The 21,983-nt window shown below is 39.4% G+C and carries 14 protein-coding genes and 1 tRNA gene; 13 read left to right on the top strand and 2 right to left on the bottom strand.

The features are described from left to right. Positions 1-517: 517 nt before the first annotated feature. From LO761_RS11105 to ung, 7 genes are all read left to right on the top strand, one after another. Positions 518-973 carry a ferritin-like domain-containing protein gene (locus LO761_RS11105; protein WP_272818350.1) on the top strand — a complete coding sequence of 152 codons (456 nt, stop codon included), beginning with the start codon at positions 518-520 and terminating at the stop codon, positions 971-973. Beyond that, positions 934-1,404, top strand: a complete 471-nt coding sequence (locus LO761_RS11110) for a pyridoxamine 5'-phosphate oxidase family protein (protein WP_272818351.1) — start codon at positions 934-936, stop codon at positions 1,402-1,404. Before LO761_RS11105 ends, LO761_RS11110 begins: the two co-directional genes overlap by 40 nt. Before the next feature lie 149 nt (positions 1,405-1,553). Then, positions 1,554-2,219, top strand: a complete 666-nt coding sequence (locus LO761_RS11115; protein ID WP_272818352.1) for a response regulator transcription factor — start codon at positions 1,554-1,556, stop codon at positions 2,217-2,219. A 211-nt stretch (positions 2,220-2,430) separates the two neighbouring features. After that, positions 2,431-3,171 (top strand): sensor histidine kinase, encoded by a 741-nt coding sequence (locus LO761_RS11120; RefSeq protein WP_272818363.1) that lies wholly within the window; start codon positions 2,431-2,433, stop codon positions 3,169-3,171. A 230-nt stretch (positions 3,172-3,401) separates the two neighbouring features. Further along, the gene (locus LO761_RS11125; RefSeq protein WP_272818353.1) at positions 3,402-3,938 is read left to right on the top strand and encodes an HD domain-containing protein; all 537 of its coding nucleotides are present in this window, start codon (positions 3,402-3,404) and stop codon (positions 3,936-3,938) included. Between the two features lie 95 nt (positions 3,939-4,033). Beyond that, positions 4,034-6,757 (top strand): putative LPS assembly protein LptD, encoded by a 2,724-nt coding sequence (locus tag LO761_RS11130; RefSeq protein WP_272818354.1) that lies wholly within the window; start codon positions 4,034-4,036, stop codon positions 6,755-6,757. 10 nt (positions 6,758-6,767) lie between these two features. Continuing rightward, positions 6,768-7,430, top strand: a complete 663-nt coding sequence (ung, locus tag LO761_RS11135; protein ID WP_272818355.1) for a uracil-DNA glycosylase — start codon at positions 6,768-6,770, stop codon at positions 7,428-7,430. Positions 7,431-7,434: 4 nt separating this feature from the next. Here ung and LO761_RS11140 read toward each other — a convergent pair whose 3' ends face one another. Both LO761_RS11140 and asnA read right to left on the bottom strand, forming a co-directional pair. Next, positions 7,435-8,577: a glycerate kinase family protein gene (locus LO761_RS11140; RefSeq protein WP_272818356.1), complete on the bottom strand. Its 1,143-nt coding sequence runs from the start codon at positions 8,575-8,577 to the stop codon at positions 7,435-7,437. Between the two features lie 250 nt (positions 8,578-8,827). Next, positions 8,828-9,868 (bottom strand): aspartate--ammonia ligase, encoded by a 1,041-nt coding sequence (asnA, locus tag LO761_RS11145; protein WP_272818357.1) that lies wholly within the window; start codon positions 9,866-9,868, stop codon positions 8,828-8,830. Positions 9,869-10,060: 192 nt separating this feature from the next. Here asnA and LO761_RS11150 point away from each other — a divergent pair. The 6 genes from LO761_RS11150 to LO761_RS11175 all read left to right on the top strand — a co-directional run bounded on the left by LO761_RS11150 (position 10,061) and on the right by LO761_RS11175 (position 21,818). After that, positions 10,061-10,132: transfer RNA gene (locus tag LO761_RS11150), tRNA-Arg, on the top strand. Positions 10,133-10,333: 201 nt separating this feature from the next. Next, a complete protein-coding gene (locus LO761_RS11155; RefSeq protein WP_272818358.1) occupies positions 10,334-12,508 on the top strand; it encodes a GH92 family glycosyl hydrolase in 2,175 nt (724 codons plus the stop codon). 583 nt (positions 12,509-13,091) lie between these two features. Next, positions 13,092-16,472 (top strand): SusC/RagA family TonB-linked outer membrane protein, encoded by a 3,381-nt coding sequence (locus LO761_RS11160; protein WP_272818359.1) that lies wholly within the window; start codon positions 13,092-13,094, stop codon positions 16,470-16,472. 73 nt (positions 16,473-16,545) lie between these two features. After that, positions 16,546-18,405, top strand: a complete 1,860-nt coding sequence (locus LO761_RS11165; protein WP_272818360.1) for a RagB/SusD family nutrient uptake outer membrane protein — start codon at positions 16,546-16,548, stop codon at positions 18,403-18,405. 151 nt (positions 18,406-18,556) lie between these two features. Further along, a complete protein-coding gene (locus LO761_RS11170; RefSeq protein ID WP_272818361.1) occupies positions 18,557-20,320 on the top strand; it encodes a DUF6057 family protein in 1,764 nt (587 codons plus the stop codon). Between the two features lie 4 nt (positions 20,321-20,324). Beyond that, the gene (locus tag LO761_RS11175; protein ID WP_272818362.1) at positions 20,325-21,818 is read left to right on the top strand and encodes a TolB-like translocation protein; all 1,494 of its coding nucleotides are present in this window, start codon (positions 20,325-20,327) and stop codon (positions 21,816-21,818) included. The last annotated feature ends 165 nt before the right edge of the window (positions 21,819-21,983 follow it).

Consider the following 21,983-nt stretch of genomic DNA (forward strand, 5'->3'; position numbering starts at 1 on the left):
AAACAAAGGATGTTTCATAAAATCTTCTTGTTTACTTATTACTGAAACAACTGAAAAGAGCATCTGTTCTTGAATATCATGCAATTAGCGAATGTCATACGCATGAGCTGTATAACTGATATGCATGAATCGTTCAATTGATACGCATGAGTTGTTCAACTCATCCGCATGAATCACTCAACTCATCCGCATGAGTTGTTCAACTGATACGCATGAGTTACTCGTCCACTCTTGTTAAGGTTATAAAGTAACATTGAGCGTCCAGCCATATCTATTGCTTACAAAGGTTTGTAATAAATATCATCGTACAGGCTGATACGGTTGGCGATGATATGGACGCGTATATTCTGCCAAGATAATACGATAAATTGATAATTTTTAATTTCCGGAACAGACGCAGATTAAGGAAATCTTAAGGAAAGGTTAAGCTTTTCTTAATCAATATTTGTTTTTGTCTCCGTATCTTTGCACCGTCAAAAGAAAACATTAATAAAACAAATTAAGAAAGGAAACGATTATGAATACAGCAAAATCAATTGAAGCATTGCAGTTCTTTGCAACAGCACTCAACGCACAGTCTTACGCTCATAAAGTACAGGGTAAGGTATTTGCTTCGTTAGGATTCTCAAAACTTGGAGAGAAATATGCGGAGCACGCTGCTGAAGAGCAGGGCTACGTGGATCAGTTCATTGACCGCCTGCTCGACCTCGATGCTGAGGTGAAGATCGAAGCTACACAGGCAAGTAAGGTATTCCTGAATCCTATAGAGTTCCTGAAGAACGATTGTCAGGTGAGTGTCGACGGTTTGCAGTTGTTGCGTGACAAGATGGAAGAGGTGAAGGACGATATTATCACCTTTGATATTCTGCGTGTGTATCTGAAAGACGAGGAGGAAGATTTCCAGTGGACTAAGCAACAGTTAGGACTTATTGAGTGCATTGGCGAACAGAACTGGCTCATCCGCCAGCTTTAAGAAAACAAATAGAAAAGAAAAACAATATGGAAGCAGTACAAAATGTATATGAGTTTTTGGAAGAGGCCAAGACTTATTTTCTGGCAACGGTGGAGAACGACCAGCCGAGGGTGCGTATTTACGGCACAAATCTCCTTTTTGAGGGCAACCTCTATATTATGGCGTTCCGCCGAACGAATGCTGTAGACCAGCTGAAGGCCAATTCTAAGGCCGAAATTGCAACCTTTTGCGGAGGCAAGCAGCTGCGCCTCACTTGCAGACTGGTAGAAGACGACCGTCAGGCTGTGCGTGATGCCATGGCTGAAAAGATGCCGTCGCTGAAAGCGGTAGCCGGCGAGAAGTATGCAAACTTTGTGATGATGAAAGTAACCGAGGCTACTGCCGTCATTTCCAAGGGCTTGTCGGAAGAAGGAGAAGTTTGCCGCTTCTAATTTCTATGGTGCCACATATATAGAAGATTATGAGTATAGCAATCAGATATTACAGTAAGACCGTAAGAAGTTTGAAACTTTAATTTTCTGTGTCTTGTGAGGAAGCGGGCCAATGTGCCCACTTCCGCATTTTTTTATAATTTTACCACATGAAGATACTCATTGTAGAAGACGAACAGGGCATTTATACCTTCCTTCAGGAGGGACTTGAGGACGAGGGCTACGAAACGCTCGTGGCAAGCGATGGAGAAGAAGCGATCGAGAAGTTTGTCGCATGGCATCCCGACCTTGTGTTGCTCGACTGGATGCTGCCCACGATGAGCGGTATCGAGGTGTGTAACCATATCCGACAGACCGACACCCTCACGCCCGTCATTTTCCTCACCGCACGTGACACTGTAGAGGATACTGTCCACGGACTGCGTGCCGGTGCCAACGATTATATCAAGAAGCCCTTTGCCTTTGCCGAACTTGTGGAGCGTATCAAAATACATTTCCGCAACCGTCATGAGGACGAGCTGCTCACGGCGGGTGACATCGTGGTGAACATCACCTCGCATCAGGTAAAAAAGGGCGAGACCGATATTGCGCTTACCTCGCGCGAATTCGATCTGCTGGTTTATCTCCTGCGTCATCAGGGGAAAGTGTGTCAACGCGACAACATTATTCACGATGTATGGGGAGTAGACTTCCAATACGACACGGGTGTCATAGATGTGTTCATGAACGCATTGCGTAAGAAGTTAGGCATCAAGTCGGACGGCATCATCAAGACCGTGCGCGGCGTGGGATTTATTGTGATGAACGAGGACTGATATGAAGAAAACCAAACACTACAGCTTTCAGGAACGCATAGCACGGAGCATTCTCTTGCAAACTTGCGCCTGTTGCACGGTTTATTGCGTCGTACTGCTTGCCGTGATGGGTGCCAAGCTCTATGAGGCAATGCGTGCTACTATTGATTACCACTTCTTCTTTGTGGCCATCATGGAGTGCTTAGCTACGGTGTGCGTGGGCACGCTGGCTATGTTCGCCGTACTCTATTTCATTTCCCGGCGCGTGGCAAAGCGCACTATCCAGCCCCTTCAGGATGCCTTGGAGCGTGAGAAATCGTTTACCAGCTATGCCTCGCATGAGTTTCGTACACCTCTTGCCGTGCTCAAGGGATCGATGGAAGTACTCATACGCAAGCCACGCACGCAGGAAGAATACGAGCGCAAGATAGCCGAAAACATAAAGGTCGTAGACGGAATGAACATCATGGTGGACAACCTGCTCACCCTTACCCGTCTTGAGAACGGAAAGCCCCATCTGCACCCTGCCGTATACGGTGTGAGAGATATGCTCATAGAATCGTGCAGCAACCATTCCGATGCGGTAATGAAGCGGAGACTGGAAGTAGACTTTGTCTTGCCGGCAGACGACTTCGTGGTGCGTACCGACCGCAATGCCCTCATGACGATATTGAATAATCTTGTGGCAAACGCCGTAAAATACTGCAACGAAGGTGGGCGTATCACTTTCCGTGTGCGTAGAGATGGTGGGAAAATTGTGATAGGCATAGAAAACACCGGACGGGGAATTCCAGAAAGCGAGACATCGAAAGTGTTCAATCAGTTTTATCGTTCCATCCGTAGTGGCGACCAGCGTATTTCAGGTTACGGCTTGGGACTTGCTATTGTGAGCCGCTTTGCCGACATGATTGGTGCCGAAGTAACCTTTACCAGTTGCGAGGAGGGGCCCACGTTGGTGGAAGTTACCTTGTAGTCTGCTGCTTCCGGGTTAAGTAATATAACCCGACGTTATCTTTTTTCATGTCTACACCGAGATGATTTTCTTTCTGATAAGTTATCCAATTTTCCGATGAGCATACCCATGTCTGTACGCTGCCATTGAAATAATCCTTTTGCAACTTACTGTTTGCTTATTCTTTTTCTTATCTTGAACAGGAGAGTATTCCCATATTTTTTGTAATTTTGCCATAAAATTATGAGGAAATGAATGCACGAGCTATTATAGATAAATACTATCCTGAAGAAAATCAACTCAGATATATTCTATTAACACATAGTAAATCGGTGGCAGAGAAAGCTTTGAGTATCGCCCAAAGGCATCCTGAGTTAAATCTTGATATCTCGTTTCTTGAAGAGGCAGCCATGCTTCATGATATTGGTATTTTTGAGTGCAATGCTGACGGTATATATTGTTTCGGAGCTTATCCGTACATCTGTCATGGTTATCTTGGAGCAGATCTGGTGCGCAAGGAAGGTTATCCGAGGCATGCTTTGGTATGTGAGCGTCATACGGGAGCCGGCATTTCTTTAAAACAGATTGTTGATCATAATTTACCCCTTCCTCATCGCGATATGTTGCCCGTATCACTCGAAGAGCAGGTGATATGCTTTGCTGACAAGTTTTATTCCAAGACTCGCTTGGATAGGGAGAAGACTGTAGACGAAGCGCGGAGCAGTTTACTTAAATTTGGCGAGGATGGTCTGGTTCGTTTCAATAAATGGTGCGAATGTTTCTTGTAAGTCGATAAAATAAATTAAATCTGCGTATAATTCTTTCTATTTGAGAGAATATGCTTAATTTTGGCATTTAAAATGGGGAGTAAACCGGTTAGTTAATGGTGTCATTGAAAAGAGATAAGTACTTTCAATATATATTGATTATTGTTTTTTTGGTCTTCTCACTTGGCGCGGAAGCTCAGAGAAGCAGAAGGCGTAGGATGGGACAGCCGGCCGATTCTGTGCAGGTAGATTCCATTCGAACCGACTCTGTTGCCTCCGATACCGTTAAAAAAGATAAAACACCGCTCGAAGCCCCTGTCGATTATGAAGCAAACGATTCTATTGTCTTTCAGGACGGATACGCTCATTTGTATGGTCGTGGAAAAGTAAAGTATCAAAAAATAGAATTAACCTCGGATATTATTACTATGAACGTAGACAGTAGCTCTGTTTATGCCATTGGTGTTAAGGATTCTACCGGACTGGAGCGGGGGACTCCGATATTTAAAGACGGGAACGATCAATATGAATCCAAAGTCATGCGATATAATTTCAAAAGCAAGAAAGGGTTCATTAATAATATTACTACACAGCAGGGCGAAGGCTATATTACCAGTGAGTCGACGAAAAAGGGCGCTGATGATGAGCTTTTTATGACACATGGCAGATACACTACATGTGATAACCACGAACATCCGCATTTTTATTTGAAACTTTCCATGGCAAAGGTGCGTCCAAAGAAAAATGCCGTATTCGGACCGGCTCAATTGGTGGTGGAAGATGTTCCTTTACCTATTGCTATTCCTTTTGGATTTTTCCCCTTCAACAGCAGTTATTCATCCGGATTTATTATGCCTTCTTATGGTGACGAGACAAACCGTGGATTCTATTTAAAGGACGGTGGATATTACTTTGCTATCAGTGACAAGATGGATTTAAAAGTGTTGGGAGAGATTTATACAAAGGGCTCTTGGGGAGTATCTGCACAGTCGAACTATAACAAGCGTTACCGCTATTCCGGTTCTTTTAACGCCAGTTATCTGGTAACAAAAACAGGAGAGAAGAATCTTCCTGATTATTCAGTAACCAAAGACTTTAAAATTTCTTGGTCGCATAGGCAGGATGCAAAAGCTAATCCCAATAGTACGTTTTCGGCCAATGTTAACTTTGCCACGAGTAGTTATGATCGTCGAAGCATAAGCAGTTTATATAATCCAAGTCTGTATTCAAGTAATACAAAGACATCGTCTGTGAGTTATTCCAGAACATTTGCCGATTTGGGTTTGAATATCTCAAGCACCTTTAATATTACGCAGAATACAAAAGACTCTTCTTTGAGTGTAACTTTACCTGATTTGGATATTTCCCTGAATCGTTTTTATCCGTTGAAACGGAAAAAGCAAACCGGTGGGGAGCGTTGGTATGAGAAGATATCAGTACAGTATACCGGTCAACTTACCAACAGCATTAATACTAAAGATAATTTAATTCTGAAACAAGGTTTTAAAAATTGGGATAAAGGTATGCAGCACAGAATTCCTATCAGTGCCAATTTTACCTTGTTTAAATATATCAATGTGATTCCTTCGTTTAATTATACTGAGCGATGGTATACACGTAAAGTAATGCAGAGTCGTGATCCGATGACTGCTAATGGTGTAAAACTGGATACAATCAATGGCTTTAATCGTGTTTATAATTATAATATAGGCGTAGCCATGAATACGAAACTTTATGGATTCTTTAAGCCATGGAAGATGTTGGGTGATAAGATACAGATGATTCGTCATGTGTTTACTCCTTCTGTAACTATCAGTTATGCTCCCGATTTTGGCGCGGAGCGTTATGGCTATTGGAAGACATATCAATATACCGATTCTAATGGTGAAGTTCGTACGGTAGAGTATTCTCCTTTTGCCGGTCAGTCGTTTTCTCCGCCAAGTAAAGGGAAACAAGGAGTCATTGCGTTCTCTGTTGATAATAATGTTGAAATGAAGATTAAATCCGATAAGGATACTACAGGAATTCGAAAAGTCAGTTTGATTGATCAGCTGGCTGCCAACATTTCTTATAACACAGCAGCAACGACTCGTCCTTGGAGTGATTTGAGCACAAACATACGTTTGAAATTGTCGAAAAGCTATACCTTTACTATGAATGCTTCGTTTGCAACGTACGCATATCAGTTTGATAAGAGCGGTAATGTCGTTATCGGTGATAGGACGGAATGGTCTTATGGTCGTTTCGGACGCTTTCAAGGATATAGTGGATCATTCTCATATACTTTTGATAATAATACTTGGAAGAAATGGTTTGGAAAGGATGATGAGAAAAAGAAATTGAAAGATAGAAAGGATCAGGATAGTGAAGATGAGTATGATAAAGAGAGAGAAGAGCCGGAAGATGAACAAAAACCAACGACTCGTAAACAGGAAGACGCGAAGATTGATTCGGATGGGTATCTGAAGTTTTCGATGCCTTGGTCTCTGAGTTTGAGCTATAGCTATAGTATTCATGAGGATAGAACAAAGAAAATTAATATTAAGAACATGCGTTATCCGTATTCGGTAACTCATTCTTTGAATGCTTCCGGAAATGTCAAGTTGGGAAGTCGTTGGAATATTAACTATTCAACCGGATATGATTTCAATGAGAAAGAGATGTCGATGACAACAGTTAATATATCACGTGATTTGCACTGCTTTAGCATGAGTTGTGGTATGGTGTTCGGGCGATACACATCATATAACTTTTCAATTCGGGCTAATGCAAGTATGTTGACTGACGCATTGAAGTGGGATCAGCGGAGTAATACAGGTTCTACGGTTCATTGGTATTAAATTGAGCGTTATGAATGTACAAATAGAATCATCATGGAAACAGGTCTTGGCACCTGAGTTTGAAAAGACTTATTTCAAACAATTAACCGATTTTGTGCGCGATGAATACAGGAAGGGGATTTGTTACCCTCCCGGTCGATTGATATTTAATGCGTTTAATCTTTGTCCGTTTGATAAGGTAAAAGTCGTGCTTATTGGTCAGGATCCATATCATGAGCCCGGACAGGCGATGGGACTTTGCTTCTCAGTGAATGAAGGCATTCCTTTTCCTCCTTCTTTGCAGAATATTTTTAAAGAGATTCAATCCGATTTAGGAAAACCGATTCCAACAAGTGGCAACTTGACTCGCTGGGTGAATCAAGGTGTCTTTCTGTTGAATGCTACACTTACAGTTCGTCAGCATCAGGCAGGATCTCATCAAGGGAAAGGATGGGAGGAGTTCACTGACGCAGTTATTAAAGCATTAGCTGAACGACGAGAACATTTGGTTTTTATGTTGTGGGGATCGTACGCTCAGAAGAAAGGGGCTTTTATTGATAGAAACAAACATTTGGTTTTGACTTCAGCTCATCCGTCTCCTCTTTCCGTATATCGTGGATTCTTTGGGAATAAGCACTTTAGCAAGGCAAATGAGTATTTAGTGGCTCATGAAGAAACTCCAATAGATTGGTAATCTACTATATGTTAAAAGCATCAACTGTACGGATAATTTGAATGACTGTTCTTGACAAGTTGTTAAGAGCTATTTCTTTTCTCATGGCATCTTGCAGCGTAATTGGTCCTGATTGAATGGCAAAGACGCCGGTGAAGCCCAATTTGTTTAGCTGTTCAGTTTCTTCAACAGATCCACCTAACGCAATGACAGGGACATCCATTTCTTTTGCCAGCTCAACAATGCCTTGAAGGGCTTTTCCCATTGCCGTTTGTTTATCTATTTTTCCTTCACCCGTGAAAATGAGAGAAGCTCCTTTTAATGCCTCTTTAAAATTTAAAATTTGAAGAATGGCTTGGCTGCCTTGTTTCATTTCTATATTTAAATAAGGTATCAAACCTCCACCCATACCTCCGGCTGCGCCCGCGCCGGTTATATTAAATATATCTTTACCCAATTTGTTGAGAATCAGTTCACCATAATGATGTAATCCTTTATCTAATAGTTTGACTTGTTCTTCGTTCGCTCCTTTTTGTGGTGAGAATACACAAGCAGCTCCCATGGGTCCGCAGAATGGATTGTTTACATCCGAAATAATAGTGAACAGCGTATCTTTTAACTCCGGTAAAAGATTTGAAGTATCTATATCGGTTATATCGGATAATGCTCCGCCTGTTGGATTAATTTCTGCTTTATCGGAGTTAAAGAAGCGAACACCTAAAGCATTCATCATTCCGATTCCTGCGTCGTTTGTCGCGCTTCCGCCTATACCTAACAAAATATGTCGACAACCTTTATGGAGAGCATCTTTAATCATTTCACCAACACCAAAAGTTGTCGTGTTTAGAGGATTTCGTTCTTGAGGAGTGAGCAGGGGTAAACCGGCTGCCGCAGCCATTTCCATAATCGCTGTTTGCCCATCTTGAGTAATGGCATAAGTCGAAGTGATGATACGCATCAGTGGGTCGTGAACAAAACAACTTATTTTGTGTGCATTCAAGTGGTCACTTAATACATCTGTTGTTCCTTCTCCACCATCGGCAATGGGAAAAGAGACCACCTTACATTTCGGTTGAATTTGCCGGATGGCAGATTTGAGAGCTTCGGATATTTCTTTTGCGCTAACAGATCCTTTAAAAGAATCGAATGCTAAAATGACTTTTTTCATGGTTTATTTTCTTTACGCAAAGATACTTTTTAAGTGGAATAATTCAAATAAAAAGAGACAATTCCTATCCTTACTGCTTTAAGTAAAGCTTGTGAGTTCGAAGGAACATAAGTATCTTATGCATCGAAGCAGTAACCGGTTATGGTTAGTTTTCAAAAAAGCCGTGTACCACTATTTCTTTAGATTGATACACGGCTTACGTTTTTTTAAATCGTCGAATTGTACTCACGTTATATTATACATTCGAGCATTAAATCAGGTGCATCCCTAATTCTTCACATTGTTTCTGCATATCTTCCGGCCAAATGCTGGCTTGTATTTCACCAATATGCCCTTTTTGTAAGAATAGCATACAGAGACGTGACTGCCCTATACCTCCACCTATACTTAAAGGAAGGTCATCATTGAGTAATCTCTGATGGAAGTAAAGCTCTTCACGTTTTTCAAGATTGCTTAGTTTTAACTGACGAATCAATGCTTCTTTATCAACACGGATACCCATAGATGATAATTCCATTGATCGGTCGAGTACTTTATTCCATATTAGTAGATCGCCATTCAAGCCGGGCAGTCCGGTTTCCGGATCAACGGTAGTATAATCGTCATAATCAGGAGCTCTCGTATCATGTTCTTTCCCATCACCCAACTTGCACCCTATACCTATTATAAATACAGAACCATATTTTTTAGTAATTTTGTTTTCTCTTTCTTTTGGTGTTAGGTTCGGGTACCTTTTTCTTAGTTCTTCTGCATGAATAAAATAGAGGTCTTTACTAAGGAAAGGCTTAATTTGTGGGTATGCTTCGCAAATCATGAATTCTGTCCTGAGCATGGAAGCGTAGATTCGATGGACGATTTGCTTTAAGAATGCAATGTTACGATCTTCTTTTGTAATGACTTGTTCCCAATCCCACTGATCAACATATAGAGAATGTAAATTGCCTAATTCTTCATCGGCGCGAATGGCATTCATGTCTGTATATATGCCATACCCCGGCTCTATGTGATAATCGGCTAATGTTAATCTTTTCCATTTTGCCAAAGAGTGAACAACCTCTGCTTGAGCTTCATTCAAGTCTTTAATAGGAAAAGATACCGGACGTTCAATACCATTCAAATCGTCATTGATACCCATACCTTTTAATACGAAAAGCGGAGCTGTTACTCTGCGAAGACACAATTCCGATGAAAGATTGACTTGAAAAAAGTCTTTTATCTGTTTGATGCCCAATTCCGTTTGTTTCATGTCAAGCAACGGTTTATAGTGTTTGGGCTTTATAAGATAACTCATATATTTGTTGATTATTTTAATTTTGCATGCAAATATAGGTAATATTTGCTAAATTGTCTATTAAAATGAATAAAATAAATCATTTTGCAATTTGTTTTTCAGAATAACTTATCAAAATATCACACTAATTTAAAAAGTTATAAATTGTTAGGTAAAAGAAAATATATTTCGTACTTTTGTCTCCCTGAATTTGCTTCTGTAGTTCAATGGATAGAATATGGGATTCCGGTTCCCAAGATTAGGGTTCGATTCCCTACAGGAGTACGGAAGAAAATGCTAATTGGAGTTATCCGGTTAGCATTTTTGCTTTTGATTATTTGCGTATGCCTTTTTTAAATGTTACTTTTACGTCGTATCATAGGAATAGGTTTGATAAGAGAGAAGTTGGATAATATCACTGCTTATTGGAATTCCTTATTCAGGTAATCAAATTAAAAAGATATTATAAAGTAGGGAGTCATATTTATGAAACGTTTAGTTTTCTTTCTGGGAGAGTTACTGTTTTCTTTAATGACAGCATTTGGGCAGAAAGCCCCTGTAGATTATGTGAATCCTTTTATTGGAACTACTCATTCCGGAAATACCAATCCCGGTGCACTTTGTCCGCAGGGAATGATGTCGGTAGCTCCGTTTAATGTAAAAGGTGATACTACGGATTATCAAATTTATGCGGCTCCATACGATTATTCCAAGAAATATCTGACAGGTTTTTCGCACGTTAATCTCAGCGGTGTAGATTGTCCTGATATGAGTTCTTTGTTGTTGATGGCTACTACAGGTAATATTGATGTAGATTATCATAGCTATGGATCAACTTATACAGATGAGGTGGCGACTCCGGGATATTATTCCAATAGGTTGGAAAAGTATGGTGTGCGGTGTGAAATGACAGCCACCCCGCGTACCAGTATGGCTCGTTTTACTTTCCCGAAAGGAAAAAGTAATATTCTGATGAATTTAGGAGAGGCACTGACAACGGAAAGTGGGGCTACCGTTAAATTAGTGAACGATAGGGAAATTGAAGGATCTAAACTGCTTGGATCATTTTGTCGACATCCCGAAGCGACTTTTCCTATTTATTTTGTAATGCGAATAAATAAGGTACCCTCAGAGCACGGTTATTGGAAAAGAATGATGAGCACGGATAATAATTCCGGTAGTTATTATAAATTGTATCGGAAATATTCGAAGGAACTGAGCGGTGATGATATTGGAGCCTACTTTACTTTTAACACCGATACAGATGAAACCATTGAAGTAAGTATAGGTGTGTCGTTTGTTAGTACGGAAAATGCACGAATGAACTTGGAGAAAGAACAGCCGTTCGGAACAACTTTTGATAAGTTGTGCGCTGACGCTCGTAAAAGTTGGAACGATAATTTAAGCCGTATTCTGGTAAAAGGAGGAACCGAAGATCAGAAGACCATATTTTACACAGCGCTTTATCATTTCCTTATTCACCCGAATATTCTGCAGGATGTAAGCGGACAATATCCGCAGATGGAAGGGGAGAAGATTCTGACTACCAATAGAAATCGTTATACCGTATTCTCGCTTTGGAATACGTATCGGAATGTTCATCCGTTAATGACTATCTTGTTTCCCGACCGTCAGCTTGATATGGTAAACTCCATGATTGATATGTATAGGGAATACGGCTGGTTGCCTAAATGGGAATTGTATGGTCGGGAAACTAATGCCATGAGTGGCGATCCGGCTACCATTGTTGTGGTGGATACTTATATGAAAGGATTGACAGATTTTGATGTCGATCGTGCTTATAGGGCAATGTTTAAATCGGCTACTATGGAAGGGAAGAAAAATATGATCCGCCCCGATATAGACGATTATCTCTCGAAAGGATATATCCCAATGAAAAGTCAATATGACCACTCTGTCTCGCGTGCGCTGGAATATTATCTGGCGGACAATGCACTGATTAGTCTGGCTAAAAAGTTGAAGAGGAAAGAAGATGTAAAACAACTTGGAAAACGTACTGAAGGCTATAAGTATTACTATCGGAAAGATTTTGGAATGTTGGCTCCGCTGAATGAGGACGGCAAGTTCTATGAACCTTTTGATTCGAAGCAGGAAGCTGCCTGGAATTATACTTTTTTTGTTCCATACGATATAAAAGGACTTGCCGGACTGATGGGACAGAACCGCTTTATTGCTGAATTGCAAAATGTATTTGACAAGGGATATTATGATCCTGCTAATGAACAGAATTTAGCTTATCCGTATTTCTTCAGTCGATTTTCGGGTGAGGGGTGGAGAACCCAGCAACTGATAAAGGAGCTTTTGAAGAAGCATTACACGAATAAGCCGGACGGATTACCCGGAAATGATGATTCCGGAGCGATGTCGGCATGGGCTGTTTTCAGCATGATGGGCTTTTATCCGGATTGTCCGGGCGAAGCAAAATATACCCTTACAACTCCTATTTTTGATGAGATTACCATTCAACTCGATAATAATTATTGGAAGCGAGATAGGTTAGTTATTAAAAAGGAAGGGAATGGCGATTTCATAAAAGAGGTTTATTTAGGAAAACACAAGGTGAGCGGACTGCGTGTTGACCATCATGATTTGATAGACGCAGGAAAAATTACCTTTGTTACTTCTGATGCTAAAAAATGATGAGGTAATATCACTCTCTGATATATATAAACAATTGAAGTGATACGTATTAGTGTCATGAGGTGATGAAAACAAATTATCTAACTCATGCGGATGAATCGCTCAACTCATCCGCGTCATTTTTACAACTCATCCGCATGAGTTGAGCGGATTATCCGTATCATTTTTAAGGTTCATCCGTATGACTATATAACAACATTTTATAAGCTGATGGAATGCTCAGGAGACTTATAAAAGAGATAACTTGTGATATTGATATGTTGAGGAATAATATCAATGGATATTTAACTTAAATAGAAATTGAACGATAAAATAACGTTAAAGAAAAAGGGAAAAAGAAGAAAAATATTGCAGATAACAGAAAAAAAACTTACATTTTGGGCGTCTAATACTAAAATTGTAGAAAATTCATAGCATGATGGAAAAGCTCTGATTTATAGTTTTTGCCTTTCCTTTTAATAAGAAAGTATCAGTAATAATGATATATTTCTTATAATTATGAACAAGAGAGATTGATTGATGGATTGGTTGTGAAGAATTTTTTGTAGAATATATTTATTAATAACCCTTAAATTGTGTACATATGGAAGCTTTTGTATTGAGAAGAACGCTTATGGGAGCTATTTTATTCCTGGTAGGTACAACAATCGTATTGGCTACAGGTGTAGAAAACTCATCAAAAGTAAGCGAAGCAATTGTTCAACAGAGCGGGCGAACTGTTAGCGTGACAGTTCATGACAGTTCTGGTCCTGTTATTGGTGCCAACATTCTTGTAAAAGGCACTACTACCGGTTCTATTACAGATATGAATGGAAAAGCCACTATTGAAGGCGTACCTAATAATGCTGTATTGGTAATTTCTTATATCGGTTATATTACGCAAGAAGTTTCTTTGGCAAATAACCAACGATCAATTGCAGTAACTCTGAAGGAGGATACGGAGGTCTTGGATGAAGTTGTTGTTGTAGGTTACGGTACTCAGGCTAAGAAAGACATTACCGGTTCTATAGCTGTTGTATCTCGTGATGCAATTCAGGAACAGCCTGTAGCAACATTTGCCGAAGCATTACAAGGTAAGGCTGCCGGTGTTTATGTAAATACTTCAGGTGGTCCTTCCGGTGAAACTACTATTCGTGTACGTGGTGTCGGATCCGTTAACGGTTCTGACCCATTGATCATCGTCGATGGTATTCAAGGTGTTGATATCAACTCAGTTAATCCTAATGATATTGATTCTTTCCAAGTGTTGAAAGATGCTGCAGCGACAGCTATTTATGGTGCTAAGGCTGCGAATGGTGTCATTATTATTACCACCAAGCAAGGAAATAAAGAGGGGAAGGTTCGTGTATCATATAACGGTTATATCAGTGCGTCAAAGATGGCGAACGATGGTTATAACACCATGAATGCTTGGGATTATATGAAAGCTATTGAGCAATCTCAGCATAATCAGGTGGATTATCGCGGAGCCGATATTAACGCGGTAGGTCACCAACAGTTTGGTTCTATCAAAAATGGAGAATTGACCATGCCTTATACCATTCATCCTGCGGGGCTGTCTAAAGAACAGGCTATGGAAATGTTTGGAAGCTACGATAATATGGTTGCCCAATATCAGAACGATGGTACTCATTCTTATGCTCTTTCAGCATACTATTATATTAAAGATATTCTGGGTGGTACAGAGGAAGAAGCTCGTCGAGGTACGGATTGGTACGACATGGTAACGCAGACGGGCATCTCACAGAATCATGAGCTTTCTGTTCAAGGTGGTGGAACTAAGGGACAGTATGCTATTTCCCTTGGCTATACAAACCGTGAAGGTACGATAAAGAATTCCGGTTTTGAGCGCTATAACTTACGTGTAAATACCACATTTAATCCAACTAAACATTTCACGATAGGTCAAAATACTAATGCTTCCACCTTTAAGATTATCGGTGAACGCGGTCGTCAGGGTGATGATAGTGTATTCGGTCGTACATATACCATGAACGCATGGGTTCCCGCATATAATGTAGGTGGTGACTTTGCCGGTTCTGTAGGTAATGGAGGCCGAGCAAGCTCTGCTTTGGAAGGTGTTATGAATACAAAAAATGACTGGAATCGTATGTTCCGTTTGCAGTCTGCCTTGTTCGCGGAAGTAAAAGACCCTTGGATAAAGGGTTTGACTTTACGTTCCCAATTCAGTATCAGAATAAGTGGCAATTGGGGTGTTGCCATGTACGAGAAGTCAGTTGCTTGGAATAAGGAAGGTCGTTCTCGTAACTACTTGGAGGAAAACGCAGGATGGGGCTTCGATTGGCAATGGACTAATACTGCAAGCTATAAGACTCATATCGCGGAAAATCATGATATCACATTATTGATAGGTACCGAGGCATTAAAGAATGGTATCGGTCGTAACATGACAGCTAATCGTTATGACTACATTTTCGAGAAAGATCCTAATACGTGGTCTCTTAATAATGGAGGTACTTCTACCGTAGGTAATTCCGGTTCCATCAGAAATAAGACTACCATGTTCGGTATTTTCGGCCGGGCAGATTATTCTTATAAAGGGAAGTATTTGGCTACGTTTACCATCCGTCGCGATGCTTCTTCTAAATTCGCCGCGAAAAACCGTTGGGGAACATTCCCATCATTGTCTGTAGGTTGGCGTATCTCCGATGAAAAGTTTTTGTCAAAAGCTCATGCCACTTGGTTAGATGACTTAAAACTTCGTGCCGGTTATGGTTCTACCGGAAACTCAAACATCGGTGCTTATAACTATGCTTTTCAGTATACGAACGATACGCGTTATCTTTATGGTATATCCGGAAGTAACTCAGGAGCTAACACGGGTTACGGAATTACCAACTTGGGAGATAATAATGCTAAGTGGGAAACGGTTAAAATGTTCAATATCGGTTATGACTTTGCAGCATTCCATAATAAGTTGACCTCAAGTCTTGACTTCTATATTAAGAAAACTTCCGATATGTTGGTTCCTGCCAATTGGACAGCTCTTGCTGGCGCGGGTACTAAGCCTAACATTAATATTGGTGACTTGAAGAATACCGGTATTGACTTCTCTATTGGTTGGAGAGATAAGATTGGTCAGGTGGGGTATAATATTAATTTTAATACCTCGTGGTACAAGAATAAAGTTACTAAGTTAGGTTCTTCAAATTTGTACACGTCAACCCGTATCTCACAGATGACTATCACTACCGTAGGTCAGCCTATTTCTATGTTCTATGGTTATGTTGATGATGGTATCTATAAGAGCGAAGAAGAAGTATTGAACTATAAGAATGACAATGGGCAGACCGTATTGCCTTACGGTGTCGCTGAAGCTAAAGAATTGAATCCTTCTGCATGGGTAGGTCATTATAAGTGGAAAGATACGAATAATGATGGTAAGGTTGACGCTAACGACCGTGCCATTATTGGTAACCCTCATCCTGATTTGACAGGAGGTATTAATCTCAGTTTAACGTGGAAAGATTGGGATATGGGTACGTATCTTTACTATTCTTTAGGTAATGATCTTTATAAACACTTTGAGTATTATACATTGTGGGGAAATTTAGGTAATGTTTATTCATACGACCGTGTTGAGAAAGCGTGGAATCCTTCTACCAATCCTAATGGAACATTGCCTTTGTGGATTTATGGTGATACTAACGCGGAGAATACAGCTTCTCACTCGAATTATATTCAGGATGGATCTTATCTCCGTATGCAGACTTTGACATTAGGTTACTCGTTGCCTAAGAGTTTCGTTCGTAACTTAGGTCTATCAAGAATTCGTTTGTATGCTCAGATGTCAAATGTATTCACTATTACCGGTTATGATGGTTTGGATCCTGAGGTTCGATCAGATAGCGATGGAGGTTCGAACGATATGATGAAAGGCGTTGATTACGGTTCTTATGGTATGCCACGTCAGTATTTGTTTGGTATTAATGTTGACTTCTGATATCATGAAGGATAAAGAGAAATTTAATCTCTGTCTTCAATAAAAGGAATAATAACTTAAATATAAGAATAATATGAAAAAAACAATATTCTATTCAATAATGGCTCTGGCAATTTTCACTACAACAAGTTGTGGTGACGATTTCCTACAAATTGAACCGGTAGGTGCTGTGGGTGAAACTACATTGATGACTGCTGACGGTGTTGATTATGTACTGACAGGTGCTTATTCTACTCTCAACAATATGATACAAACCCATTGGATGGGCGCGGCTTCGCTTAGTAATTATGTTTTTGGTGATGTTGCCGGTGCCGATGCCAATAAGGGTTCACAATCTTCCGACCAGTCTGATTTTACTCAGATAGAGACGTATTCTTTTACTTCTGAGAACTCATATATCAGCGGTAAATGGGGTGCTGTTTACGAGTCTGTAAAGCGTTGCAATAATGTGTTGGACATGGTTTCAAAAGCAGGTGATGGAGTTCTTAAGAACGCAGATCAGATTGCTGCGCAAGCCAAGTTCATTAAAGGTGTTTGGATGTTTGAGGGCATCCGTATGTTCGGAGCCGCTATTCCTTATGTTTCTTTAGAAGATTATCAGGCAAATACAGATCCTCAAGTATCTAATGTAGATGAGGGAAAGAATTATATTTATATTTGGGATAAGGTGGCCCAAGATCTTAAGGATGCCGCTGCCGGTCTGCCTGCTACTTGGGGTGCCGGCAATTATGGTCGTGCTACTTCATGGATGGCTAAGGCTGTTCTTGCTAAGTTATATTTGTATTGGTCTTCTCCTTATAACGGCACCAATGCGACTGCTGATCATTGGGCAGATGCTAAAGCATTGTTGAAGGATATTATCGATAATGGTGTTGACGCTAAGGGGCAGAAGTATAAACTGGCAGATAACTACGGTGAATTGTTTGATGCGGAGACTGCCGACTGGACAGGTGAATCCGTATTCGACGTTCAGCTGACAATTAACGGTACAGAAGTCGATACTAATACTATTAGCTACGCCTATGCCATTGGTCAACCCGGGGCTTCCGGTCTTGGAGGTTGGGGATTCTATCAGCCTACATTTGAGTTTGTGAATAGCTTTATTACGGATGAAAACGGCTTGCCTGATCCTAATTACACTAAAAAGGAACGTTTGACTATCATGGGTGATATAAATCCTGTATCAGATTTGTCTACTCCTACCGACCCTCGTTTGGATTATGCTGCCGGTCGGTTTGGTGTTCCTTTTTATGATTATGGTGTTCCGGTAGGTCTTAGCGGTTGGATTCGCGATTATACGAATGGTGGTTTGTATATGAATAAAAAGAATTTACCTAAGATAGCCGACCGTGGATCTACATCTGTGAGCACAACTGTGGCATCATCTGCAAAGAACTATCACGTTATCCGTTTTGCGGATATCATGTTAATGTATGCTGAGTGTTGCATCCACGAGGGTGATTTAGAGACCGCCAGAGAAATGATTAATACCGTACGTGCACGTGCAGCTAATAGTAGTTTGATAGCTAATGATTTTGTCGCTACGTATGCTAAGTCCGGTGTAGATGTACCTACTGATTATACCATGGACGATAAGGCTGACGGAAAGATCATTAAAGGTACTGTGGCCAATTATCGTATAGGTTTGTACAAGACTCCGTTTGCCAATGCCGCTGAAGCTACTACAGCTCTTCAGCGTGAAATGCGTGCGGAGTTTGGTATGGAAGGACATCGTTGGTTCGATCTTGCTCGTTGGGGTATAGTTGCTGATGTATTAAATGCATATCGCGGATTTGAAGGAAAGTTCTTTCCGGGTAAATTCTCGGCTGCTTATAATGCAAACTGGGTAACATTCCCTATTCCTTTGAATGAGATTCAGACATCGGAAGGTCGTTTTGTTCAAAATGTTAATTGGGGAGGTGAGGGAAAATAATAGTAACGTATAATGTTACTTCTAACAAGAGGGTGTGTCAAAATTGACACACTTTCTTTTTTTAAAGAATAAATAGATTATGTAAAAAACTTTATTCACACATTATCTACATTTAAGTATATTTGTGGACTAAGTAAAAGAAAAATATCAGATGAAACGTTTAGAGAAACTATTATTGCCTGTAGTTTGTATAATAATGACGATGTTCTTATGTATACATTTGCTTCATACCCAAGAATATATATTTTACTATAGGGAGCAACAGCAAATATTTTTATCTGATATTGATTACATTGCTCATCTGTTAAAACTTCAGGGAGGTCTTGCAATAGTTATCGCTCAATATTTTATACAATACTTTACTTTATCCGGTGTTGGTGCCATCATTACAGGAATAATTAGTGGTATATCCGCTTGGTTTCTATGGTTGTCATTGAAAAAGATCAATAGAGCTACATATTTGTTTCCTCTTGTCTTTTTACCGGCTTTATTTCAATGTATTTATCTAATAGCTTTATATCACAAATATGAGGGGCTGATAGCTCTATTGTTTTTATCTTTTTTCTTGTGGATATATACTTTATTCAGTTCTAAACAATATATAGGGAAGATAATATATGGTATAGCAATATCAATAGGATGTTATTTTTTGATTGGTTCGATAGCTTTTCTTTTTGCTCTCTGCAGCTTGTTATATGATGTTTTATTGAATAAAAAGGAGTGGTATTTTAGCTTATCGTATATAATTGTAGTTTTAATACTTGCGTATATCACCGTATCAAATGGAAAGATAGCCTCATACGGAGATGCGCTATGGGTAAACGCTTATAATGAATACTATGTAGCAGCCAATTGGTTTAACAGTTTCTCTTGGCTTACGATACCATTTGTCATGATATGCTTCTATGTTTTTAAATATATAAAAACCAAACTTGTATTTCGGATGGTCATTTTTGCCTTCATAGGAGGAATTATTATTGGTTATTATATAAAAAGGTCGGAGAAAGAAAATAATAAAGATCTTTATACGCTCATGCAATTGTATGACGATATTAATAAAGAGCAATGGGATAGCATTATTAATAATCAGCGTATCAATACAAATCAAGATCTTCATACGAATTGTCTGAATCTTGCCCTTTCACACAAAGGTATATTATTAAAAGATTTATATAAATATCCGCAAAAAGGTCCTACTTCATTAATGAAAAAATTGGATACTTATGTTGAAGAGAATATGCTCTTCAGCCATTTATATTATCAGATGGGCATTGTATCTGAGGCTTTGAACTTAGCCTTTGGCGCAGAAGTAGGTACATTCAATGGGAATCCTTCAATTATGAAGTTATTGATTAAAATCCGATTGATATATGGTGATTATCCCATAGCCGAGAAATATATAAAAATGCTCAAAAAGACTTATTCTTATAAAGATTGGGCAACATCTTATGAAAAGTTTCTATATAACGATAAAGCGATAGAGGCAGATCCGGAATTAGGGATGAAAAGAAAGGACCTGCCTGCCAAAAGCACAGAATTTGTATCAATGAAAGGAATATGGTACGATTTGATGAAAGTTCTGGAAGCTAATCCGGAAGATAACAACGCACGTGAATACGCTATCGGTTTTTTATTATTGCAGAAAGATTTCAATGCTATAAAATATTTTGTAGACCATTACTATCATACTCCCATTCTTCCAACTCTTCCTGTACGGCTGCAGGAAGCTGTCATTTCGTATTCTGAGAAAGATATGGACTATTGTCGTAATCACGGAGTCACGAATGAAACCATACAACGATTCAATTCGTTTAGGCAGAAAGTACTCGAACATCGTCATTCAGGTAATAAAAATCTAAAGTCTGGGCTTGTGGAATATAAAGATACATTTTGGTACCACATCTTAAAATCCTGATAAAATGAAGAAAGTAAATACGATATATGTGCTGTCACTGCTAATAACGCTAATTATGACATTGGCGATAGTATCCTGTAATAAAGATGATATACATATAACAAAGATATTAAACGAGGAAATTAATATCTTCCCCGACTATAAAGATATTGTTATTCCGTGTAATATTGCTCCTATGAATTTCTCGGTGTGCGATAGCGACAACTATTGTACTATAATTAAAGGAGAGAAGAATAGTTTCCAAGTACACAGCAATGATGGGCTGTTTGAAATTCCACTGAAAAAATGGAGAGCACTGCTTAAAGAAAACAGAGGTAAGAAAATAACGTTTACCATTGCTCATCAACAAGGGAACGAATGGTATGCGTATAATTCCTTTGCGATGGAAGTAGCTAACGATTCTATTGATAAATATTTGGTGTATAGACTAATACCACCGTATGAACAATGGTTGAAAATGGGCATATTCCAAAGAAATCTTGAGAATTATGAGCAAGATCCGATATACGAAAACAGATTAACCGGTTATAACTGCGTTAATTGTCATAGTTTCCCGATGCAAAATCCTGATAAGATGCTTTTTCACATGCGTGCCAAGGATGCGAATGGCACAGTTCTTATCAATCATGGAGATGTTCAGAAAATAAATACAAAGACTCCTGAAACGATTTCTAATCTTGTATATCCTTATTGGCATCCGTCCGGCAAATATGTGGCAGCATCTACGAATATATTTCATCAAAGTTATTTTTATAATCATGATGACAGGGTGGAAGTTTATGATGTTAATTCGGATGTTGTTGTCTATGATATTGAAAATAAGCAATTATTATCTTGTAATGTATTAAATGATAAGCATGTCTTTGAGACATTCCCTTCTTTCTCTCCCGATGGTAAGAGTTTTTATTTCTGTACAACTCCTGCATTGGATAGTGTACCTGACAATATAAGCAAGATGAAATATAGTTTGTGTCGTATAGATTTTAATCCGGAAACGCGTACATTCGGAACAGAGGTGGATACCCTGTTCGATGCGAATAAAGATGGACGCAGTATCAATTTTCCAAGAGTATCTCCAGATGGGAAGTATATGATAGTAACACTGACAAACTATTGTAATTTCCCTATTAATCATAAAGATGCCGACCTCTTTGCCATTGATATGAATACAGGAGAGCTGACTGCTTTGGATATGCTGAATAGTGACGAAGCGGAGAGTTATCACTCATGGAGCCATAACAGTCGTTGGATGGTGTATAGCAGCAGAAGAATTGATGGATTATATACACGTCCTTTCTTTTCGTATATAGATAATAATGGTGTGGCGCATAAGCCCTTTTTATTACCGCAAAAGAATCCTGCAAAATTCTATAGCGACTTTATGTTTGCCTATAATATTCCGGAGCTTGTTCGAGATAAAGTAAAAGTCAATCCTCATAAAATAGCAGAAGTGATGTCTAATCGTCATGCCGGTACGAATCTTACATTCAAGAGATAAGGTGTCTTAGCCAAGTCGTTTGTTTAGTTCCGCAATGTGATGACTTATACTGATATAAGTAGACACATTTAATAACCATAAAAATGTGTATAACTTATGCGTAAAAAGTACAAACATTACAGTGAGGAAGAAAAATTAAATCTTCTTCGCGAGTATGAGGAGTCT

The sequence above is a fragment of the Phocaeicola oris genome, assembly GCF_021295095.1.
In the GTDB taxonomy this organism is placed as follows: Bacteria; Bacteroidota; Bacteroidia; order Bacteroidales; family Bacteroidaceae; genus Phocaeicola; species Phocaeicola oris.

Bases quoted from the DNA above. Each gene is read 5' to 3' on its own strand.
- LO761_RS11105 (WP_272818350.1), top strand. From the start codon at position 518: ATGAATACAGCAAAATCAATTGAAGCATTGCAGTTCTTTGCAACAGCA.
- LO761_RS11115 (WP_272818352.1), top strand. From the start codon at position 1,554: ATGAAGATACTCATTGTAGAAGACGAACAGGGCATTTATACCTTCCTT.
- LO761_RS11120 (WP_272818363.1), top strand. From the start codon at position 2,431: ATGTTCGCCGTACTCTATTTCATTTCCCGGCGCGTGGCAAAGCGCACT.
- LO761_RS11125 (WP_272818353.1), top strand. From the start codon at position 3,402: ATGAATGCACGAGCTATTATAGATAAATACTATCCTGAAGAAAATCAA.
- LO761_RS11130 (WP_272818354.1), top strand. From the start codon at position 4,034: ATGGTGTCATTGAAAAGAGATAAGTACTTTCAATATATATTGATTATT.
- ung (WP_272818355.1), top strand. From the start codon at position 6,768: ATGAATGTACAAATAGAATCATCATGGAAACAGGTCTTGGCACCTGAG.
- LO761_RS11140 (WP_272818356.1), bottom strand. From the start codon at position 8,577: ATGAAAAAAGTCATTTTAGCATTCGATTCTTTTAAAGGATCTGTTAGC.
- asnA (WP_272818357.1), bottom strand. From the start codon at position 9,868: ATGAGTTATCTTATAAAGCCCAAACACTATAAACCGTTGCTTGACATG.
- LO761_RS11155 (WP_272818358.1), top strand. From the start codon at position 10,334: ATGAAACGTTTAGTTTTCTTTCTGGGAGAGTTACTGTTTTCTTTAATG.
- LO761_RS11160 (WP_272818359.1), top strand. From the start codon at position 13,092: ATGGAAGCTTTTGTATTGAGAAGAACGCTTATGGGAGCTATTTTATTC.
- LO761_RS11165 (WP_272818360.1), top strand. From the start codon at position 16,546: ATGAAAAAAACAATATTCTATTCAATAATGGCTCTGGCAATTTTCACT.
- LO761_RS11170 (WP_272818361.1), top strand. From the start codon at position 18,557: ATGAAACGTTTAGAGAAACTATTATTGCCTGTAGTTTGTATAATAATG.
- LO761_RS11175 (WP_272818362.1), top strand. From the start codon at position 20,325: ATGAAGAAAGTAAATACGATATATGTGCTGTCACTGCTAATAACGCTA.